Raw genomic sequence first — 14,677 nt, 5'->3', positions numbered from 1 at the left:
ATGGGTATTTTATTATGACAATCACGCAAACCATTCATGCCAAAACTACAGTCAGTATGACTGACCTTAGGCGCAATCCAAGCAAGATTTTAGAGATTGCCGGCGACCTACCCGTCGCCGTACTAAATCACAACAAACCTGAAGCCTATTTATTGTCGGCAAAAGCATATGAAGCGCTTCTTGACTTAGTGGATGAACTATCTCTCATCAAAACCATAAAAGCGCGTAGCGGCGGGAAAACCGTGAAAGTAAAACTTGAAAACCTATAGTCTTGAGTTCAATGTACTTGCTTTAAAAGAGTGGTAAAAATTAGATAACTCAGTTCGGAGCCAGTTTAAAAAACAGCTTGAGAAGCGAATTCAAAATCCTAGAATTGCTTCTGCCAAGTTACATGGTGACCTGGACAATTTTTACAAGATAAAACTGGCGGCACTTGGCTATAGGCTAGTTTATGAAGTCATAGACCATAAACTTGTCGTTCTGATTATCGCAATTGGTAAGCGAAATCAGTCAGCTGTTTATAAAGAGGCTGGCAAAAGAAAATAGTTATTTAGGTTGAGTTTCCATCATCCGCGCAACATAACGCGCAATTAAATCTACCTCTAGATTAACCGCATCTCCTTGCTTCAGGCTTCCTAAAGTCGTGTTTTGGAGAGTGTGGGGAATGATGTTGATATCCACCATGCAAGCATTTGTAGTGTCTTCGGTTTTATTCACCGTCAAAGAAACGCCGTTGACGACAATCGATCCCTTGTAAGCTAAGAACGATGCCAATGCCTTGGGGGCTTCAATTTGCAAAAGCCAAGATCCATAAGCATCTTGTGCGACAGCGGCAAAGTGCGCCACCTTGCCAACACCATCAACATGTCCGCTCACCAAGTGACCACCCAAGCGATCATTTAAACGTAGCGCTTTTTCAAGATTGACGGGCCCCACTTTATCTAGGCCAATCGTCTTATTTAAAGACTCACGTGAAATATCTAATGCAAAAGTATTTTTAGTCAATTCAGTAGCTGTCATACATGCGCCTTGAATCGCAATACTGTCACCCAAGGCAACATCTTCAAGATATCCCTCAGGCACCTCGACTACCAAGTGCAGTCCATCGCCTTTAGCTTGCGCGCTTTTAATTTGCCCTACGGCAGTGATGATTCCAGTAAACATAGTGGGATTCTAAATGGGAATTATTGGTTGTGTTGGGGATGTGCTGGGGATGTGTTGAATATGGAATGTTGGACGACTTATTGCTTGGCAAGACGCACACGAAGATCGGAACCGAACAAGTTTTGATCCATGATTTTCCAATCCCGTCCTTGGTCCAAGGCTGTCAATGGGGAGATGTTAGCCATACCGATACCACCCCCCATAAAGAAGGGTGCGTAATACAACAACAATTCATCAACGCAATCTTCTCTGAGTAGGGAGCCATTGAGTTTAAATCCCGCCTCGACATGGATTTCATTCATGTGGCGCTCTTTTGCCAGATACACAAAAAGCTTGGGTAAATCGACTTTGCCATAGGCATTGGCCATCGCAATCACTTCAATACCGATCGCCTCGAATGCTTTTGCCTTTTCTTGACTCTCTGAAGAATCCAATGAAGCGCAAACAAGGATGACGCCCGATGCTTCAGGCTTGCTTAGTACATTAGCATTCAGGGGTGTCTCTAGCCTTGAATCCACAATAATTTTCCAGGGCTGACGTTCTGTTTGGACATCTCGAACATTCAGTGTTGGATCATCTTCTTTGACTGTCCCCACGCCCGTCAAAATAGCGCACGCTTGAGCACGCCAATGATGACCATCCGCCCTTGCAAGTGGTCCAGTAATCCACTGACTTTGCCCATTAGGAAGCGCAGTCTTGCCATCTAAGCTGGCAGCAATCTTCATCCGGACCCAAGGAAGGCCTCGAGTCATTCTAGAAATAAAACCGGGGTTTAACGCCTTAGCCTCAGATTCCAATAGACCACAGCGCACATTAATGCCGGATGCCTTTAAACGTTCAAGCCCTTTGCCACCCACCAGCGGGTTTGGATCCGACATTGCCACAATTACCATGTCAGGCCTAGCGGCAATTAAGGCATCAACGCATGGTGGTGTTCTGCCGGTGTGATTGCAAGGCTCCAAGGTCACATAGATCGTTGAGCCAACAGGATCGAAACCATTGGCCTTTGCATCCGCCAAGGCTTGCACCTCTGCATGAGGACCGCCGACTTTTTGGGTGTACCCACGGCCAATGACCACAGCATCCTTAACAATCACGCAACCAACTCGAGGATTAGGATTGGATAAATAAAGGGCGTTTTGAGCCTCAGCCAAAGCTTCGCTCATAAATTGGTGGTCAACAGCGCTGTACATGGGTCTATTAAAACCGATTGCGGACAGATGGGGCAAATTTACCCACGCTACCTACAGACTTTGGCGTCTTTAGCTGGATCGCAAATCCGCCAGCGACCCCCACTACCCAATATCAGCTGCCTCTCGAGGCGAGAGTCTCGCTCATGACCCAAGATCAAGCGGTTAGCCACAAACCCACCTTGGGCTGTTTTGGCTGCCCCAGCCGCATTAAAAATAATGCCTCGTTTAGAAGAATGGGGGTCAATAAACTGCTTACCCCCACCCTTGAAATACACCGGAGCAATATCGCCCTGAGAAAACCACAGACGCTCAATACAGGGGGTCTTTGATTTGCGCTCAATGCAGCCACTTTTAATCACCCAACCTTCATCCCAGAGCTGATCGGCCAGCGGGGTAATGCGGACGGGAGTTCCTAGCGTCAGGGCTTGGGCTCTGGCAAATTGAGCATGCGCAATAAAGCGTCTCGCGATGATGTCGATTTCTCGTGCAGCCATTTGCTCATGCAATAGGGGCATTGCTGATGTCGCCATAATGGCAATAATCAGCACGACTGCCATCAGCTCAAGCAGACTACTACCTAGCTCATTTTTATTCAAAGTTCTGTCGCCAATTTAAACGACTGACTTTGTGCGTTTGCTCATCTAAAAATACCAGCACTTCTATTCTGGGTTTCTCCTTGCTCGATATCAGCCAAAGATGCTTACCAGCAGACTGAATATGGCAAGAGGCATTGTCAAGACTTGATAGATGAGAAAGATTGCGCTCGCATTCAAGGATTGCTTTTTCAGCGGCGATAAATTGTTTCTGCGACTCAATATAAGTATTGGTGCTAATGACTTCAAGCGCAGCTAAGCGCTCCAATTGAATGATCAGTGTGGAGAGCAGTAGTAATAGCGATAAGATCCAAGCAATAATCACAAGAGGTTACGCGTAGCGAATGTACGCTCAAATGTCTTATGAATAGAGGTGCCATCGGTCATCTCTAGCCTAAGCTTAAAGGCTCGGATCGAGTTAGCAGGTAACTCCTCAATCGCCAATCGATGAACTCCATTCATTAGCGTCGTATTTTGCAGTCGTCCTTGACGATCCAAAGATTGGCAGATTAAGGATCCACCATTGACACGCACGCCTTTGGGCGCAGATGCCTGACGATCTACTAAAAAACCTTGGTGGGCAAAACTATTTTTAGTGCGATCTTCTGACAAGGTATTACCAATGCAATCTAAATCCACACCATCAGAAAGCCCATGTTGAATCATCAATGAATCCGATCCTCGATAGCCATTATTTTTTTGAAGCTGAATGTCAGCAGTTGAAGAAGTATTTTTTCTTGTAGATGGGAGTGATGATTTAGCATTCTGATAACCAGCCATCCGAATGGCGCGACCAATTAACTCCAGAGCGCGATCTGCTTCGGCGGCAATCGATTGCGTTTTCTCATACTGAATTTGTCTAGCGACAAACTCGCCACTATTTTTTATCAGAGGTGCCACCAGAATCAGGGATAGCGCGAGACCGACGAGGCACTCCAATAGACTCATTTACTAACTTTCTTGGGCTTGGGTTTGTATTGTTCGATTGGGCGACGCTAAATATGGCGATTTCATGTTGGTCTAGCGCTTGTTTGATTTGGGAGCGCTGCTCTTGTAATTGACCTAAACGTAAAATCAAAAATTGGTAGGTATTGCCCAAAGCAACCCAACTACCCGCAACCAAGCCCATAGCTACCAAGACCTCTAACAAGATAAATCCATGAGAGCAGCCACCCAAAGGGCTCAATGCGATGGATCTTGGTGATAATTTAGGCATACAGGATTTTCTCGGGTTCAGAGCGCCAAAAAAATACCATTAATAGATCCTCATTGTCAGAAACGGTGGATATTGAGGAATATTTCAGGAGATCTACGCTTGCAGCCCTAAAACCCCCTCCTCAGCTTAAAATAGAGGGCTATGCAAAATACCCTGGCCTCCACAGAAGAAATCGTTGCCGAGCTCAAGGCTGGCAAGATGGTCATTCTGGTCGACGAAGAAGATCGTGAGAACGAAGGCGACCTAGTGCTTGCCGCTGATCATGTCACTGCTGAAGCGGTCAATTTCATGGCCAAACATGGTCGCGGACTGATTTGTCTTACTTTGACCCGTGAGCGCTGCCAGCAACTCAACCTCCCTTTGATGGTGAGAGACAACGGCACCTCGATGGGTACCAACTTCACCGTTTCTATTGAAGCTGCCACTGGTGTGACTACCGGCATCTCCGCAGCTGATCGCGCCCACACAATCAAAACCGCTGTAGCCCCGCATGCCAAACCAAATGATCTGGTTCAGCCTGGTCACATCTTCCCATTGATGGCTCAGCCTGGTGGCGTATTAATTCGCTCTGGGCATACCGAAGCGGGATGTGATTTAGCCGCAATGGCAGGATGCTCTCCAACTTCCGTCATTTGCGAAATCATGAAAGACGATGGCAGCATGGCGCGTTTGCCTGATCTGCTGGAGTTCGCTAAAGAACATGCACTCAAAATTGGCAGCATTGCCGATCTCATTCAATACCGCAGCCAACATGAAAGCATTGTGGTTCGTGAAGGTGAGCGAGAGTTTGTTACTCCATGGGGTAAGTTCCAAGGAATTATTTATCGGGATACCCCGAGTTCATGCATTCATTTGGCGCTTGTCCATGGCAAGCCATCTGAGACTGAAGAAACTTTGGTGCGCGTACATGAGCCAGTGACCGCATTGGATTTCTTAGACGCGCATGTCAGCACCCATTCATGGCCCTTGGCTCAAGCACTACAAAAACTAGCGGCTGCCCCAGCAGGCGTAGCAGTATTGTTAAACGCGGCTGGCATTGCATCCCCCAATGATGTGGATTGGTTGGCACAGTTTCATAAGCTCAACGGCACTCTCACTGAAGCAGCGCAAAAACCTTTGGCTCGCAAAACTGATTTCCGTAGCTACGGAATTGGCGCTCAGATTCTCAAAGATCTTGGTGTTGGGAAAATGCGCTTACTCGCCAACCCCAGCCCAGTACCAAGCCTTTCCGGTTACAAACTTGAAGTAACTGGCTACACCCCATTTGAATCTCATCAATAAGTAATCCAAAAAGCAATCAAAATCATGACTACAAGCAATAATGAATCCGTAGTAGGCGTTCTGGCCTCAGACTTAAACGGCCAAGACCTACGTGTAGGTATCGTACAAGCTCGCTTCAATGAAGAGCATTGCGTTGCCTTAACAACTGCCTGTATTGAAGAACTTATCAAGCTGGGAGTATCCCAAGCCGATATCAAATTGGTGACTGTACCTGGCGCCCTAGAGATTCCTTTCGCACTCCAGAAAATGGCGGAGACTGGTGAGTTCGATGGCCTGGTTGCTCTTGGCGCGGTAATCCGCGGTGAGACCTATCACTTTGAATTAGTTTCCAATGAATCCGCTTCCGGCATCTCCCGCATCTCCATTGAGTCTGGCTTACCCATTGCCAATGGTGTTCTCACCTGCGAGACTGACGAACAAGCGCAAGTTCGCGTGCAAGTAAAGGGTGCAGATTGTGCCAAGGCCGTTGTTGAAATGGCCAACCTCGCTTTAGCCCTTACCCCTGATATTGATTTCGAAATTCACCCGAGCGAAGAGCAATGATTGATATGACTAAGACCCCTATCAATCCACCAGCTTCCGTCCCTAGCGCCCCTAAGCGTTCGCTAACACCACGTCGTCGCGCCCGTGAATATGCGTTGCAGGGTGTGTACCAAAGCTTGGTAATGCGCCGCGCAGGCAGCCTTCCAAATGCGGCAGCTATTGCTAAACAACTGGCTGAAGATCCAGGATTTCGCCGTTGCCAACATGATTTATTTCAGGGAATTTTTGCCGGCGTACTTGAGCATACCGATGAGCTCGAAGGCATTATTACTCCGGCCCTAGACCGCCCTATTAATGAGCTCTCCCCAGTAGAGCATGCCGCACTATTGATTGGCACTTACGAGCTAGCTATTGACCTAGCGGTTCCATACAAAGTTGCCATTAATGAAGCTGTGGAATTAGCCAAAACCTTTGGCGGCACTGATGGCCATAAATATGTCAATGGTGTATTGGACCTCTTAGCCCAACAATTGCGTAGTACTGAGGTGCAAGCTGGCTAGCTAAAGACCTACTCAATATGACACCCCCTGCACTTCCGATGAGGTCCAGGGGGTTTTATTTTTCCCAGAACCCTCAGAAGCAATTCAAACTACACTGAGGGATAAAATAAAACACCCTTTTAAATAAGAGACACCCTCATGCAAAAAATTGATATCCGCAAATTACTCAAAGATCCAAGCCTATTTAAAGAAGAGGCTTTTATTAATGGTGCATGGTTTAAGACAAGCTCAGATAAAACCTTTGCAGTACACAATCCCGCCACTGGCGATCTGATTGCAGAGGTAAGTAATCTTGAGCCCAAAGATGCAGAGTTAGCCATCAAAGCGGCAGAGGGCGCCTTCCAAGAGTGGAAAAGCAAAACTGGTAAAGAGCGCGCTGCCGTCATGCGCAAATGGTTTGATCTCATTATTCAAAATACTCAAGACCTCGCTACTCTCATGACATTAGAGCAAGGCAAGCCTTTAATCGAGGCAGCTGGTGAAGTAGCTTATGGCGCCTCTTTTGTGGAATGGTTTGCTGAAGAAGCGAAGCGAGTGGCTGGATCTATTCCAAGTACCACTTGGAGTGATAAGCGCATGATCGTGATGAAACAACCGATTGGCGTTTGCGTTGCAATTACCCCTTGGAACTTCCCAATTGCCATGATCACCCGCAAGATTGCGCCAGCGATGGCGGCTGGGTGCACCATTGTTATCAAGCCAGCAGAGCTGACACCGCTCAGTGCCTTAGCACTTGCAGAACTGGCACAGCGTGCCGGCGTTCCCGCTGGTGTCATTAATATCCTGACCGCAGATGCAGACCAATCGATTGCTATTGGTAAAACCCTCTGCGCCTCGACTACAGTTCGCCATTTATCCTTCACAGGCTCAACTGAAGTGGGACGAATTCTGATGGCGCAATGCGCTCCTACCGTAAAAAAATTAGCTCTAGAGCTTGGTGGCCATGCCCCCTTTATTGTTTTTGAAGATGCGGATATCGATGCAGCCGTTGTTGGGGCTATCGCCTCCAAATACCGTAACTCAGGTCAAACCTGCGTCTGTGCAAATCGCTTCTATGTCCATAAAAAAGTACAGGATGAGTTTGTAGAAAAGTTTGCCAAAGCGATTCAGTCAATCAAGGTTGGTAATGGCCTAGAGGCTGGCATTACTCAAGGCCCCCTCATCGAGCAAGCCGCATTAGAAAAAGTCGAAAGACATGTAGCCGATGCATTGAGCAAGGGCGCAAAACTGATTGCTGGTGGAAAGCCTTCTGCTTTGGGTGGCACCTTTTACGAGCCTACGATTCTGTCCAATGTTACTAATGACATGCTCATTACCTACGAAGAGACTTTTGGGCCAGTAGCACCCATCATTTCTTTTGAAAGTGATGAGGAAGCAATTAGGCTAGCCAACAGTAGCCAATTTGGATTGGCATCCTATTTTTATAGCCGTGATATTGGTCGTATTTGGAAGGCTGCTGAAGCGCTTGAGTACGGTATTGTTGGCGTCAACTCTGGAATCATCTCGAATGAGGTAGGTCCATTTGGGGGAGTTAAGCAATCCGGCTTGGGACGTGAAGGAAGCATCTACGGCATGGATGAATATCTCGAGCTGAAGTATGTTTGCTTAGGCCTCTAAAACAATAAAGCCACAGTAGTGGCTTTATTTTTACCTCTCAATTTTGAATAGCCACCTACACATTATTTCTTTTTATAGACTAAATCCCATACGCCGTGACCAAGCTTGATGCCGCGGTTCTCAAACTTCGTAATCGGTCTATAAGCAGGTCGCTCGACATAACCAGAATGCGAAGCGCTGAGTTGTTCTGGCGTAGGTCTAAATTCTTTTGAGTCTGCCGACTTAGCTACATCATCAGCCGAGAAAGTTTCTACTTGTACTTGCTCTGTAGAGGTATTCACGAGACTGGACTCCGCATTTAAAACCAACAACATTTGTTCGGCATAGTTATGCCAGTCCGTTGCCAAATGCAAATAGGCGCCAGGTTTTAGGCGCGAAACCAGTAACTTTACAAACTCCGCCTGGATTAAACGGCGCTTGTGATGGCGCTTCTTGTGCCAAGGATCAGCAAAATAAATATGAATGCCATCCAATGAATGGGGTGCGATCATCTTTTCCAACACCTCAAACGCATCATGACGAATCAATCGTAAATTAGTGATTTGATTCTCACCAATCAACTTCAGCAAAGCACCTACTCCTGGTGGGTGAACTTCAATTGCTAAGAAATCATCTTCTGGGCGCAACGCGGCAATTTTGGCAGTCGTCTCACCCATCCCAAACCCAATTTCTAATATCTTGGGACTCAATGAACCATTAAATGTTTGCACAAGATCTAATGTGGTCTCTTGAAATGGCACTAAAAACTGAGGACCTAAGTCATCAATAGCGCGCTGCTGGCCAGCAGTCGTTCTGCCCGCCCTCAACACAAAAGAGCGGATACGATCTGTTCTAGGAAAAGTCACAGTACTAATGCCTTTATTTTGGGAAGGGAGTATTCCAACCTGCCGAACGATAGGCATAGACCACCTCACCCAATACGATAGATAAGCATGTCATGAACGATAGTAAGCCAAGCACAAATGTCCAAATGACATAGGTGGTTTGTAAAGAACGTACAGCGCCCGCTTGGAAGAAAAATAGCTCTAAAACAGTTAAAGAAATAAACACACCGCTTAAGACGTTAAAGAAGATTGCAACGGTACAGAGACGACCCCGAATTCTTGCCTCATTCGCTTCACGCATCATGTAACTCAAAATCACCTTGTCTTTCACATCGCCCTCTTGAATGCGATGCTGAATAGCGCGCATCCGATCCACTGAGCGAGCTAAGCGCGCGGAGATTGCATTAATCAAGGTAGCTACTGCAGTCAATAAAAAGACTGGGGCAAGCGCTAGCTGAATATTGTTCGTGATTGCGTCAATTGATACATCCATGTTTACTCCAATCTGCCTCTATTAGCATTCATATGGGAAGGTGAACTAGTGAGACCAAGCCACTAGACCGCTATATGCACTTACCAAAACCAACAAACCAAAGACAATGCGATACCACGCGAACGGAATGAAGTTATGTCCAGCGACATAATGAATCAACCAGCGCACGCAAATAAAGGCGGAGATAAAGGCAGCAATAAAGCCCACGACGATTGCCCAAGCAAAATCACCCGATAAGGAGACTGGATTTTTCCACAGCTTCAATAACTCATAGGCGGTAGCACCACCAATCACTGGGATCGCTAAGAAAAAGGAGAATTCAGTGGCTACAGCACGGGGCAAACCGAATAGCATGCCCCCAATAATTGTTGCCCCTGATCGAGAGGTTCCTGGAATCAAAGCGGCACATTGCGCCAGCCCAACTTTGAGAGCATCTAACGGAGTTAGATCATCGACCGACTCAATGTAAGTTTTGCTGGGGGAGTGCATTAACTTGGTTTGACGACGCTCTGCCCAAAAAATAACTAAGGCGCCCAATATAAAAGCACTGGCAACTGGAATGGGGGCAAACAAAACCGCTTTAATGTGTTTGCCAAATACGAATGCCAAGCCCATTGCTGGGATGGAGGCAATCAGCAGATTTAGGATAAAACGACGAGAAACCGCGCTAGTTTTAGCAGTTGAAGCGACTTTCCAGAGCTTTTCACGAAACTCCCAACAAACCGCCAAGATGGCCCCAAACTGAATAATGACCTCGAAAGCCTTCCCTCGCTCATCATTGAAGTCGAGCAAGTCACCCACCAAAATAAGATGCCCTGTACTGGAGATTGGCAAAAACTCGGTCAAGCCCTCCACTACCCCTAGTACTACCGCTTTAGCTAGCAAAATTAGATCCATAGGCGCAATTTTATAGATAGATGGGGGCTGGCCTGAGTTTTGGCAAAATAAAGTGCAAATGAGGCGCTCTACTTAAATAAGCCTTAAACTTCATGGCACATTGAAAAGTATCCGAATTAGATGACTCCACCACGCTTTCGCCTCTCTCAGCTAACCACCTTTGGTTTAATCCTGAGTCAGGCTCTTGGCCTTAGCGCACTTTCGCTGAACGCATATGGGCAAAGCGCCACTGGTGCAAGACCATCCCTGCCAACACCAGTCAGCGCCCAGTCATTAGTGGGTCTGGATGTACCTCCGCAAATGGTTACCTTGCCCAAGCAAGCTATTCCAACCAATGGAGCCCCATCTAACCTGAATGGCAATGGCACTGCCAACGCTGGGCAAACTACAGATCTGATTCGCCTCTATCAAGAAGCCGCCTTTAGTGATCCTGTCTTAAATGCCGCTCGCTTTAACTATCAAGCCAGCAAAGAACTGTATTGGCAGGGCTTATCCCTGCTGTTACCGCAAGCCAATGCAACCCCTGGCGGTACCCGCTACTACCAACACGGCGTTGGTAGTACCAATGTGGCGAGCAACTCTGGAAATTCCAGGGTATTTGATCAAAAGAACTATACCGTTACGCTGACGCAGCCTGTTTTTAATATGGCAGCCCTTGAGGCGTTTAATCAGGGTGACTTGAATACCAAAATTGCCGACATGCGCTTTTTCTTAGCGCAACAAGATTTAATTTTGCGAGTGTCACAAGCTTATTTCGATACCTTGACCAGCCAAGATAACGTTGAGCTTTATCGTAATAAAAAAGGGTTAATCAAACAGCAATTAGATATCGCTCAGGCAAAATTTGATGCTGGTCTAGCGACTATTGTTGATGTCAATACTGCGCAAGCCGCCTTGGATCTGGCCAACTCCCAAGAAATTGCCGCACAAGCTGACCTGATTGTGAAGCGCGGTGTATTGGAGCAATTGGTAGGGCATTCTGTGGGGGCGCTAAAGCCTCTGACTAAAGAAGCCAAGATAGATGGCGTATTAAAAGATCCGCGCATGAAGAGCAAGGATAGTAACGGCATTCCGATTGCTGATAGCGTCAATCCGCAATTACCTAAAGGTCAAACCTTAGAGGATTGGATTCTGCAGGCGGAGACCGCGAATTTCAATGTGCTGGCAGGACAGCTATCGGTCAACCTAGCAGAGAGTACTTATAGAGCCTCTCAAGCGCTGAACTACCCTACCGTTAACTTGGTAGGTACCAGTGGCTACAACACTTCCAATGGAACACCGAATAGCTATCAACCTTCGCAAACCAATGTGTACAACAACACTATTGCCTTGCAAATGAACATTCCCTTAGTGTCTGGTGGATATAACAGCTCACTCATTCGTCAAAATGCCGCTTTATTAGATGCGGCCAAAGCGAACTACGACAATGCTCGCCGTACTGCCGCTCAAAGCACCCGTACGGCGTTTACTGGTTTCTATGGTGGCTTGGCTAGCGTCAAGGCCTATGAGGCTGCTGAGCGCTCCTCAACATCCGCATTGGAATCTAGCAAGCTCGGATTCCAAGTGGGTACATTGATCAACATCGATGTATTGATTGCTCTAGATACGGTCATTAGCACCCGCTCACTGTTGCAACAGGCGCGTTACAACACCATCCTCAATGCCATTAGATTAAAAGCGCATGCAGCAGCTTTATCAGACGAAGATCTCCTCGCCATTAATACTTTATTGCGATAAAGGTCGATCCCAGCAATGGGATTTAAAGAACTAATTAAGCAGTTTGAGAGAGGCGTCTAGCACCTCTTGAATAGATGGCGGATGGTGGATATCACCCACATTACAAATCTTGTTAGACCAATATCCTTCAGTCTTCCACAGCGGAGAATCACAATATATCTCCACAGTTGGCTTATCTAATACTGCCGCTAAGTGTGTCAAGCCAGTATCAACACCAATCGTTAAGGCCGCGCCAGCAATAACTGAAAAAGCTGCTTCAATTGAAAAAGCTGGTGGTACAAGAGCGCCAGGGATCTGTGAAGCGAATAACTCGCTGACAGATTTTTCAGCGGCATTCCCCCACGGAAAAACCATTTGATAGCCACGCGTAGCTAAATCTTTGCCTAAGGAAATCCAATGCTCATTAGACCAACGCTTAGCCTCCCGAGCGGTAGAGTGAAAACACAAAATATACGGCACCTGTAAACCTTGAACAAGCGATTTTGGAATATTTTGCACGAATGTTTGCGGATAAAACTGGGGCGCATCGCTTCGTTCTAGCAAGGGCCAATCTAAGGCCGAACACATCACCCGGCGAGAGCGGTCTACCGCATGACATTGTGTCGGCACTTGTACTGACTGCGTATAGAACGATCTTGCAAGGGGCTCGTAACCTGAAAATTCTGTGGCATTGGCAAGCCCAGCAACAACAGCATTGGGACTCTTTTTAGCCAGAGAACACACTATGGCTGACTTAAGTAGGCCCTGAGTCTCAATCACCACATCATAAGCACTAGCTTGAAGCGCTTTCCGGAAAGCAAAAAAAGCTTTCCAGGTAGAGGGCTTGAATAGATTTTTCTTCCAACGCCGCAGACCAAAAGGGATGATGCGATCAATTCCCTTAAATCCTGCGCGAGAACGCAAGGGCTCCAGAAGATGAACGTAAGCCTCCTCTACCACCCAATCAATTTGTGCCTCAGGTAAGCGAGCGCGCAAATCCCAAACAATCGGTAGGTTATGCAGCACATCACCCAAAGAAGACAGTTTGACCAATAAGATCTTAGGACTGTCAGATACGGGGAGATTGAATGCAGCATTGCTCATCTGAGCATTATCTTATCTTTTACAGACCAAGCAAAAAACCTTAAAACTTCGGGGCAGCATCCCACAATAGGCCAGCGGCATCCTTGGCATTCATATTCGGACCCGTATCTTTTGGCAAGGGCCAATCGATACCCAAGGTCGAATCATTCCAAGCTAGGCAGGCTTCGCTTTGCGGATGGTAGTAATCCGTTGTTTTATAAAGAAACTCAGCGGTTTCGGATAAAACCAAAAAGCCGTGCGCTAAGCCCGGCGGAATCCATAACTGTTTATGATTTTGAGCGCTTAATTCCACACCAACCCATTGGCCATAGGTCGGCGATGTTTGACGAATATCTACAGCGACATCAAATACGCTGCCAGCAACTACACGTACCAACTTGCCCTGAGTCTGCTGCAACTGGTAATGCAAGCCACGCAATGTCCACTGGCGAGAGAAGGAGTGATTATCTTGCACAAACTCGACATCCAATCCAGTAGCTAGAGCAAAGTCCTGCGCATTGAAAGATTCAGTAAACCAGCCACGCTCATCACCAAAGACTTTGGGCTCTATGATCAGGACATCATGAATAGCGGTCGGCGTGACTTGCAACTTCGATGGCGCGCTCATCCAATCACTTTCTTATGAGATAAGACGACAGGTTGAGCAGAAGTATTAAGTTCATTCAAAATTTTGCTCAAGTATTGGCCGTAACTATTCTTACTCAATTGAGATGCCACCTTTTGCACTGTCTCTGCGCTAATCCAGCCTTGACGATAAGCAATCTCTTCCGGACAAGCCACCATCAAACCTTGACGCTTTTGCAGCGTAGCGATAAAACCTGCGGCATCCAATAATGAATCGTGTGTCCCAGTATCAAGCCAGGCGAAGCCACGGCCCATGATCTCAACACTCAACTCATTCTTTTCAAGATACACGCGGTTGACATCGGTAATCTCTAATTCACCACGCGCACTAGGCTTGATGGATGAAGCAATATCGCAGACTTGGTTGTCATAGAAATACAGGCCGGTTACGGCATAATTACTTCTGGGCTTGAGTGGTTTCTCTTCAATAGAAAGGGCTTTGTAGTCTTTATCAAACTCAACTACACCATACCGCTCCGGATCGTTGACGTGATAAGCAAACACCGTCGCGCCGCTACTCCGCACATGCGCGCTATCCAATTGATCAACCAGCTCATGGCCATAAAAAATATTATCGCCAAGCACCAAAGCGCTCGGATTATTGCCTACGAAATTTTTCCCTAAAGTAAATGCCTGGGCCAGACCATCCGGCGAGGGTTGAACGCAATACTCAATATTGAGACCCCACTGAGAGCCATCTCCTAGCAATTCAGCAAAACGTGGCGTGTCATGCGGGGTTGAGATCAGCAAAATATCTCGAATGCCGGCAAGCATCAACGTAGTCAATGGGTAGTAAACCATGGGCTTGTCATAGACTGGCATCAGTTGCTTGGATACGGCCTGAGTAACTGGATACAAGCGAGTACCCGACCCCCCTGCCAAGATAATCCCTTTGCGATTCATTTGATCTAC

At 46.9% G+C, this 14,677-nt stretch carries 18 protein-coding genes and 1 pseudogene; 7 read left to right on the top strand and 12 right to left on the bottom strand.

Annotated elements, in window-relative coordinates; genetic code table 11:
- Positions 1–14: 14 nt before the first annotated feature.
- Both ICN42_RS03865 and ICN42_RS03860 read left to right on the top strand, forming a co-directional pair.
- The gene (locus ICN42_RS03865) at positions 15–269 is read left to right on the top strand and encodes a type II toxin-antitoxin system prevent-host-death family antitoxin (protein WP_216251109.1); all 255 of its coding nucleotides are present in this window, start codon (positions 15–17) and stop codon (positions 267–269) included.
- Positions 270–318: 49 nt separating this feature from the next.
- A pseudogene (locus ICN42_RS03860) lies at positions 319–546 on the top strand (type II toxin-antitoxin system RelE/ParE family toxin); the annotation flags it as partial.
- On the opposite strand, the gene ICN42_RS03855 reads toward ICN42_RS03860, so the two are convergent.
- The 6 genes from ICN42_RS03855 to ICN42_RS03830 form a co-directional block, all read right to left on the bottom strand.
- Entirely contained in the window at positions 547–1,164 is a 618-nt protein-coding gene (locus ICN42_RS03855) for a riboflavin synthase (protein ID WP_216251107.1), read from the bottom strand. It abuts the pseudogene before it with no gap.
- Positions 1,165–1,241: 77 nt separating this feature from the next.
- The gene (ribD, locus tag ICN42_RS03850) at positions 1,242–2,357 is read right to left on the bottom strand and encodes a bifunctional diaminohydroxyphosphoribosylaminopyrimidine deaminase/5-amino-6-(5-phosphoribosylamino)uracil reductase RibD (RefSeq protein WP_216251104.1); all 1,116 of its coding nucleotides are present in this window, start codon (positions 2,355–2,357) and stop codon (positions 1,242–1,244) included.
- Positions 2,358–2,404: 47 nt separating this feature from the next.
- A complete protein-coding gene (locus ICN42_RS03845) occupies positions 2,405–2,953 on the bottom strand; it encodes a GspH/FimT family pseudopilin (RefSeq protein ID WP_255539228.1) in 549 nt (182 codons plus the stop codon).
- Complete coding sequence (locus ICN42_RS03840) at positions 2,946–3,275, bottom strand: hypothetical protein (protein WP_216251101.1); 330 nt, start codon at positions 3,273–3,275, stop codon at positions 2,946–2,948. The genes ICN42_RS03845 and ICN42_RS03840 overlap by 8 nt, the downstream gene beginning before the upstream one ends.
- Positions 3,272–3,850, bottom strand: coding sequence for a hypothetical protein (locus tag ICN42_RS03835; protein WP_216251100.1), 579 nt, complete (start codon positions 3,848–3,850; stop codon positions 3,272–3,274). The genes ICN42_RS03840 and ICN42_RS03835 overlap by 4 nt, the downstream gene beginning before the upstream one ends.
- Positions 3,828–4,166 (bottom strand): type II secretion system protein, encoded by a 339-nt coding sequence (locus ICN42_RS03830; protein ID WP_216251097.1) that lies wholly within the window; start codon positions 4,164–4,166, stop codon positions 3,828–3,830. Before ICN42_RS03830 ends, ICN42_RS03835 begins: the two co-directional genes overlap by 23 nt.
- Positions 4,167–4,307: 141 nt before the next feature.
- Between ICN42_RS03830 and ribBA the strand changes: the two genes are divergently transcribed.
- The 4 genes from ribBA to ICN42_RS03810 all read left to right on the top strand — a co-directional run bounded on the left by ribBA (position 4,308) and on the right by ICN42_RS03810 (position 8,107).
- Positions 4,308–5,447 carry a bifunctional 3,4-dihydroxy-2-butanone-4-phosphate synthase/GTP cyclohydrolase II gene (gene ribBA / locus ICN42_RS03825; RefSeq protein ID WP_216251095.1) on the top strand — a complete coding sequence of 380 codons (1,140 nt, stop codon included), beginning with the start codon at positions 4,308–4,310 and terminating at the stop codon, positions 5,445–5,447.
- A 24-nt stretch (positions 5,448–5,471) separates the two neighbouring features.
- On the top strand, positions 5,472–5,990 hold the full coding sequence (gene ribH, locus ICN42_RS03820; protein ID WP_216251093.1) for a 6,7-dimethyl-8-ribityllumazine synthase: 519 nt from the start codon (positions 5,472–5,474) through the stop codon (positions 5,988–5,990).
- 5 nt (positions 5,991–5,995) lie between these two features.
- Positions 5,996–6,490: a transcription antitermination factor NusB gene (nusB, locus tag ICN42_RS03815; protein WP_370625996.1), complete on the top strand. Its 495-nt coding sequence runs from the start codon at positions 5,996–5,998 to the stop codon at positions 6,488–6,490.
- A gap of 138 nt (positions 6,491–6,628) precedes the next feature.
- Positions 6,629–8,107, top strand: coding sequence for an NAD-dependent succinate-semialdehyde dehydrogenase (locus ICN42_RS03810; protein ID WP_216251089.1), 1,479 nt, complete (start codon positions 6,629–6,631; stop codon positions 8,105–8,107).
- Positions 8,108–8,169: 62 nt separating this feature from the next.
- Here the strand turns inward: ICN42_RS03810 and trmB are convergent, their stop codons facing one another.
- The 3 genes from trmB to ICN42_RS03795 are packed head-to-tail and all read right to left on the bottom strand — an operon-like array spanning position 8,170 to position 10,321.
- The gene (gene trmB / locus ICN42_RS03805; protein ID WP_216251087.1) at positions 8,170–9,009 is read right to left on the bottom strand and encodes a tRNA (guanosine(46)-N7)-methyltransferase TrmB; all 840 of its coding nucleotides are present in this window, start codon (positions 9,007–9,009) and stop codon (positions 8,170–8,172) included.
- Complete coding sequence (locus ICN42_RS03800; protein WP_216251085.1) at positions 8,966–9,424, bottom strand: DUF2721 domain-containing protein; 459 nt, start codon at positions 9,422–9,424, stop codon at positions 8,966–8,968. Before ICN42_RS03800 ends, trmB begins: the two co-directional genes overlap by 44 nt.
- A gap of 45 nt (positions 9,425–9,469) precedes the next feature.
- On the bottom strand, positions 9,470–10,321 hold the full coding sequence (locus tag ICN42_RS03795) for an undecaprenyl-diphosphate phosphatase (protein ID WP_216251082.1): 852 nt from the start codon (positions 10,319–10,321) through the stop codon (positions 9,470–9,472).
- Positions 10,322–10,441: 120 nt separating this feature from the next.
- Between ICN42_RS03795 and ICN42_RS03790 the strand changes: the two genes are divergently transcribed.
- Positions 10,442–12,058 carry a TolC family protein gene (locus ICN42_RS03790; RefSeq protein WP_216251079.1) on the top strand — a complete coding sequence of 539 codons (1,617 nt, stop codon included), beginning with the start codon at positions 10,442–10,444 and terminating at the stop codon, positions 12,056–12,058.
- A gap of 30 nt (positions 12,059–12,088) precedes the next feature.
- Here ICN42_RS03790 and waaC read toward each other — a convergent pair whose 3' ends face one another.
- Genes waaC through rfbA form a run of 3 tightly spaced genes read right to left on the bottom strand, consistent with a single transcriptional unit; the run spans position 12,089 to position 14,668 of the window.
- Complete coding sequence (gene waaC, locus ICN42_RS03785; RefSeq protein ID WP_216251075.1) at positions 12,089–13,141, bottom strand: lipopolysaccharide heptosyltransferase I; 1,053 nt, start codon at positions 13,139–13,141, stop codon at positions 12,089–12,091.
- A gap of 40 nt (positions 13,142–13,181) precedes the next feature.
- Positions 13,182–13,748, bottom strand: a complete 567-nt coding sequence (gene rfbC, locus ICN42_RS03780) for a dTDP-4-dehydrorhamnose 3,5-epimerase (RefSeq protein WP_255539227.1) — start codon at positions 13,746–13,748, stop codon at positions 13,182–13,184.
- Positions 13,745–14,668 carry a glucose-1-phosphate thymidylyltransferase RfbA gene (gene rfbA, locus ICN42_RS03775; RefSeq protein ID WP_216252888.1) on the bottom strand — a complete coding sequence of 308 codons (924 nt, stop codon included), beginning with the start codon at positions 14,666–14,668 and terminating at the stop codon, positions 13,745–13,747. Before rfbA ends, rfbC begins: the two co-directional genes overlap by 4 nt.
- Positions 14,669–14,677: the final 9 nt, after the last annotated feature.

The organism is Polynucleobacter sp. 71A-WALBACH, from assembly GCF_018882365.1.
In the GTDB taxonomy this organism is placed as follows: domain Bacteria; phylum Pseudomonadota; class Gammaproteobacteria; order Burkholderiales; family Burkholderiaceae; genus Polynucleobacter.
Note: the sequence above shows the minus strand (reverse complement) of the source record. Positions and strands in the feature narration are given on the sequence as shown.

Excerpts from the sequence above, each read along its gene's own strand:
- ICN42_RS03865 (WP_216251109.1), top strand. The coding sequence starts at position 15 with ATGACAATCACGCAAACCATTCATGCCAAAACTACAGTCAGTATGACT.
- ICN42_RS03855 (WP_216251107.1), bottom strand. The coding sequence starts at position 1,164 with ATGTTTACTGGAATCATCACTGCCGTAGGGCAAATTAAAAGCGCGCAA.
- ribD (WP_216251104.1), bottom strand. The coding sequence starts at position 2,357 with ATGTACAGCGCTGTTGACCACCAATTTATGAGCGAAGCTTTGGCTGAG.
- ICN42_RS03830 (WP_216251097.1), bottom strand. The coding sequence starts at position 4,166 with ATGCCTAAATTATCACCAAGATCCATCGCATTGAGCCCTTTGGGTGGC.
- ribBA (WP_216251095.1), top strand. The coding sequence starts at position 4,308 with ATGCAAAATACCCTGGCCTCCACAGAAGAAATCGTTGCCGAGCTCAAG.
- ribH (WP_216251093.1), top strand. The coding sequence starts at position 5,472 with ATGACTACAAGCAATAATGAATCCGTAGTAGGCGTTCTGGCCTCAGAC.
- nusB (WP_370625996.1), top strand. The coding sequence starts at position 5,996 with ATGACTAAGACCCCTATCAATCCACCAGCTTCCGTCCCTAGCGCCCCT.
- ICN42_RS03810 (WP_216251089.1), top strand. The coding sequence starts at position 6,629 with ATGCAAAAAATTGATATCCGCAAATTACTCAAAGATCCAAGCCTATTT.
- trmB (WP_216251087.1), bottom strand. The coding sequence starts at position 9,009 with ATGCCTATCGTTCGGCAGGTTGGAATACTCCCTTCCCAAAATAAAGGC.
- ICN42_RS03800 (WP_216251085.1), bottom strand. The coding sequence starts at position 9,424 with ATGGATGTATCAATTGACGCAATCACGAACAATATTCAGCTAGCGCTT.
- ICN42_RS03795 (WP_216251082.1), bottom strand. The coding sequence starts at position 10,321 with ATGGATCTAATTTTGCTAGCTAAAGCGGTAGTACTAGGGGTAGTGGAG.
- ICN42_RS03790 (WP_216251079.1), top strand. The coding sequence starts at position 10,442 with ATGACTCCACCACGCTTTCGCCTCTCTCAGCTAACCACCTTTGGTTTA.
- waaC (WP_216251075.1), bottom strand. The coding sequence starts at position 13,141 with ATGAGCAATGCTGCATTCAATCTCCCCGTATCTGACAGTCCTAAGATC.
- rfbC (WP_255539227.1), bottom strand. The coding sequence starts at position 13,748 with ATGAGCGCGCCATCGAAGTTGCAAGTCACGCCGACCGCTATTCATGAT.
- rfbA (WP_216252888.1), bottom strand. The coding sequence starts at position 14,668 with ATGAATCGCAAAGGGATTATCTTGGCAGGGGGGTCGGGTACTCGCTTG.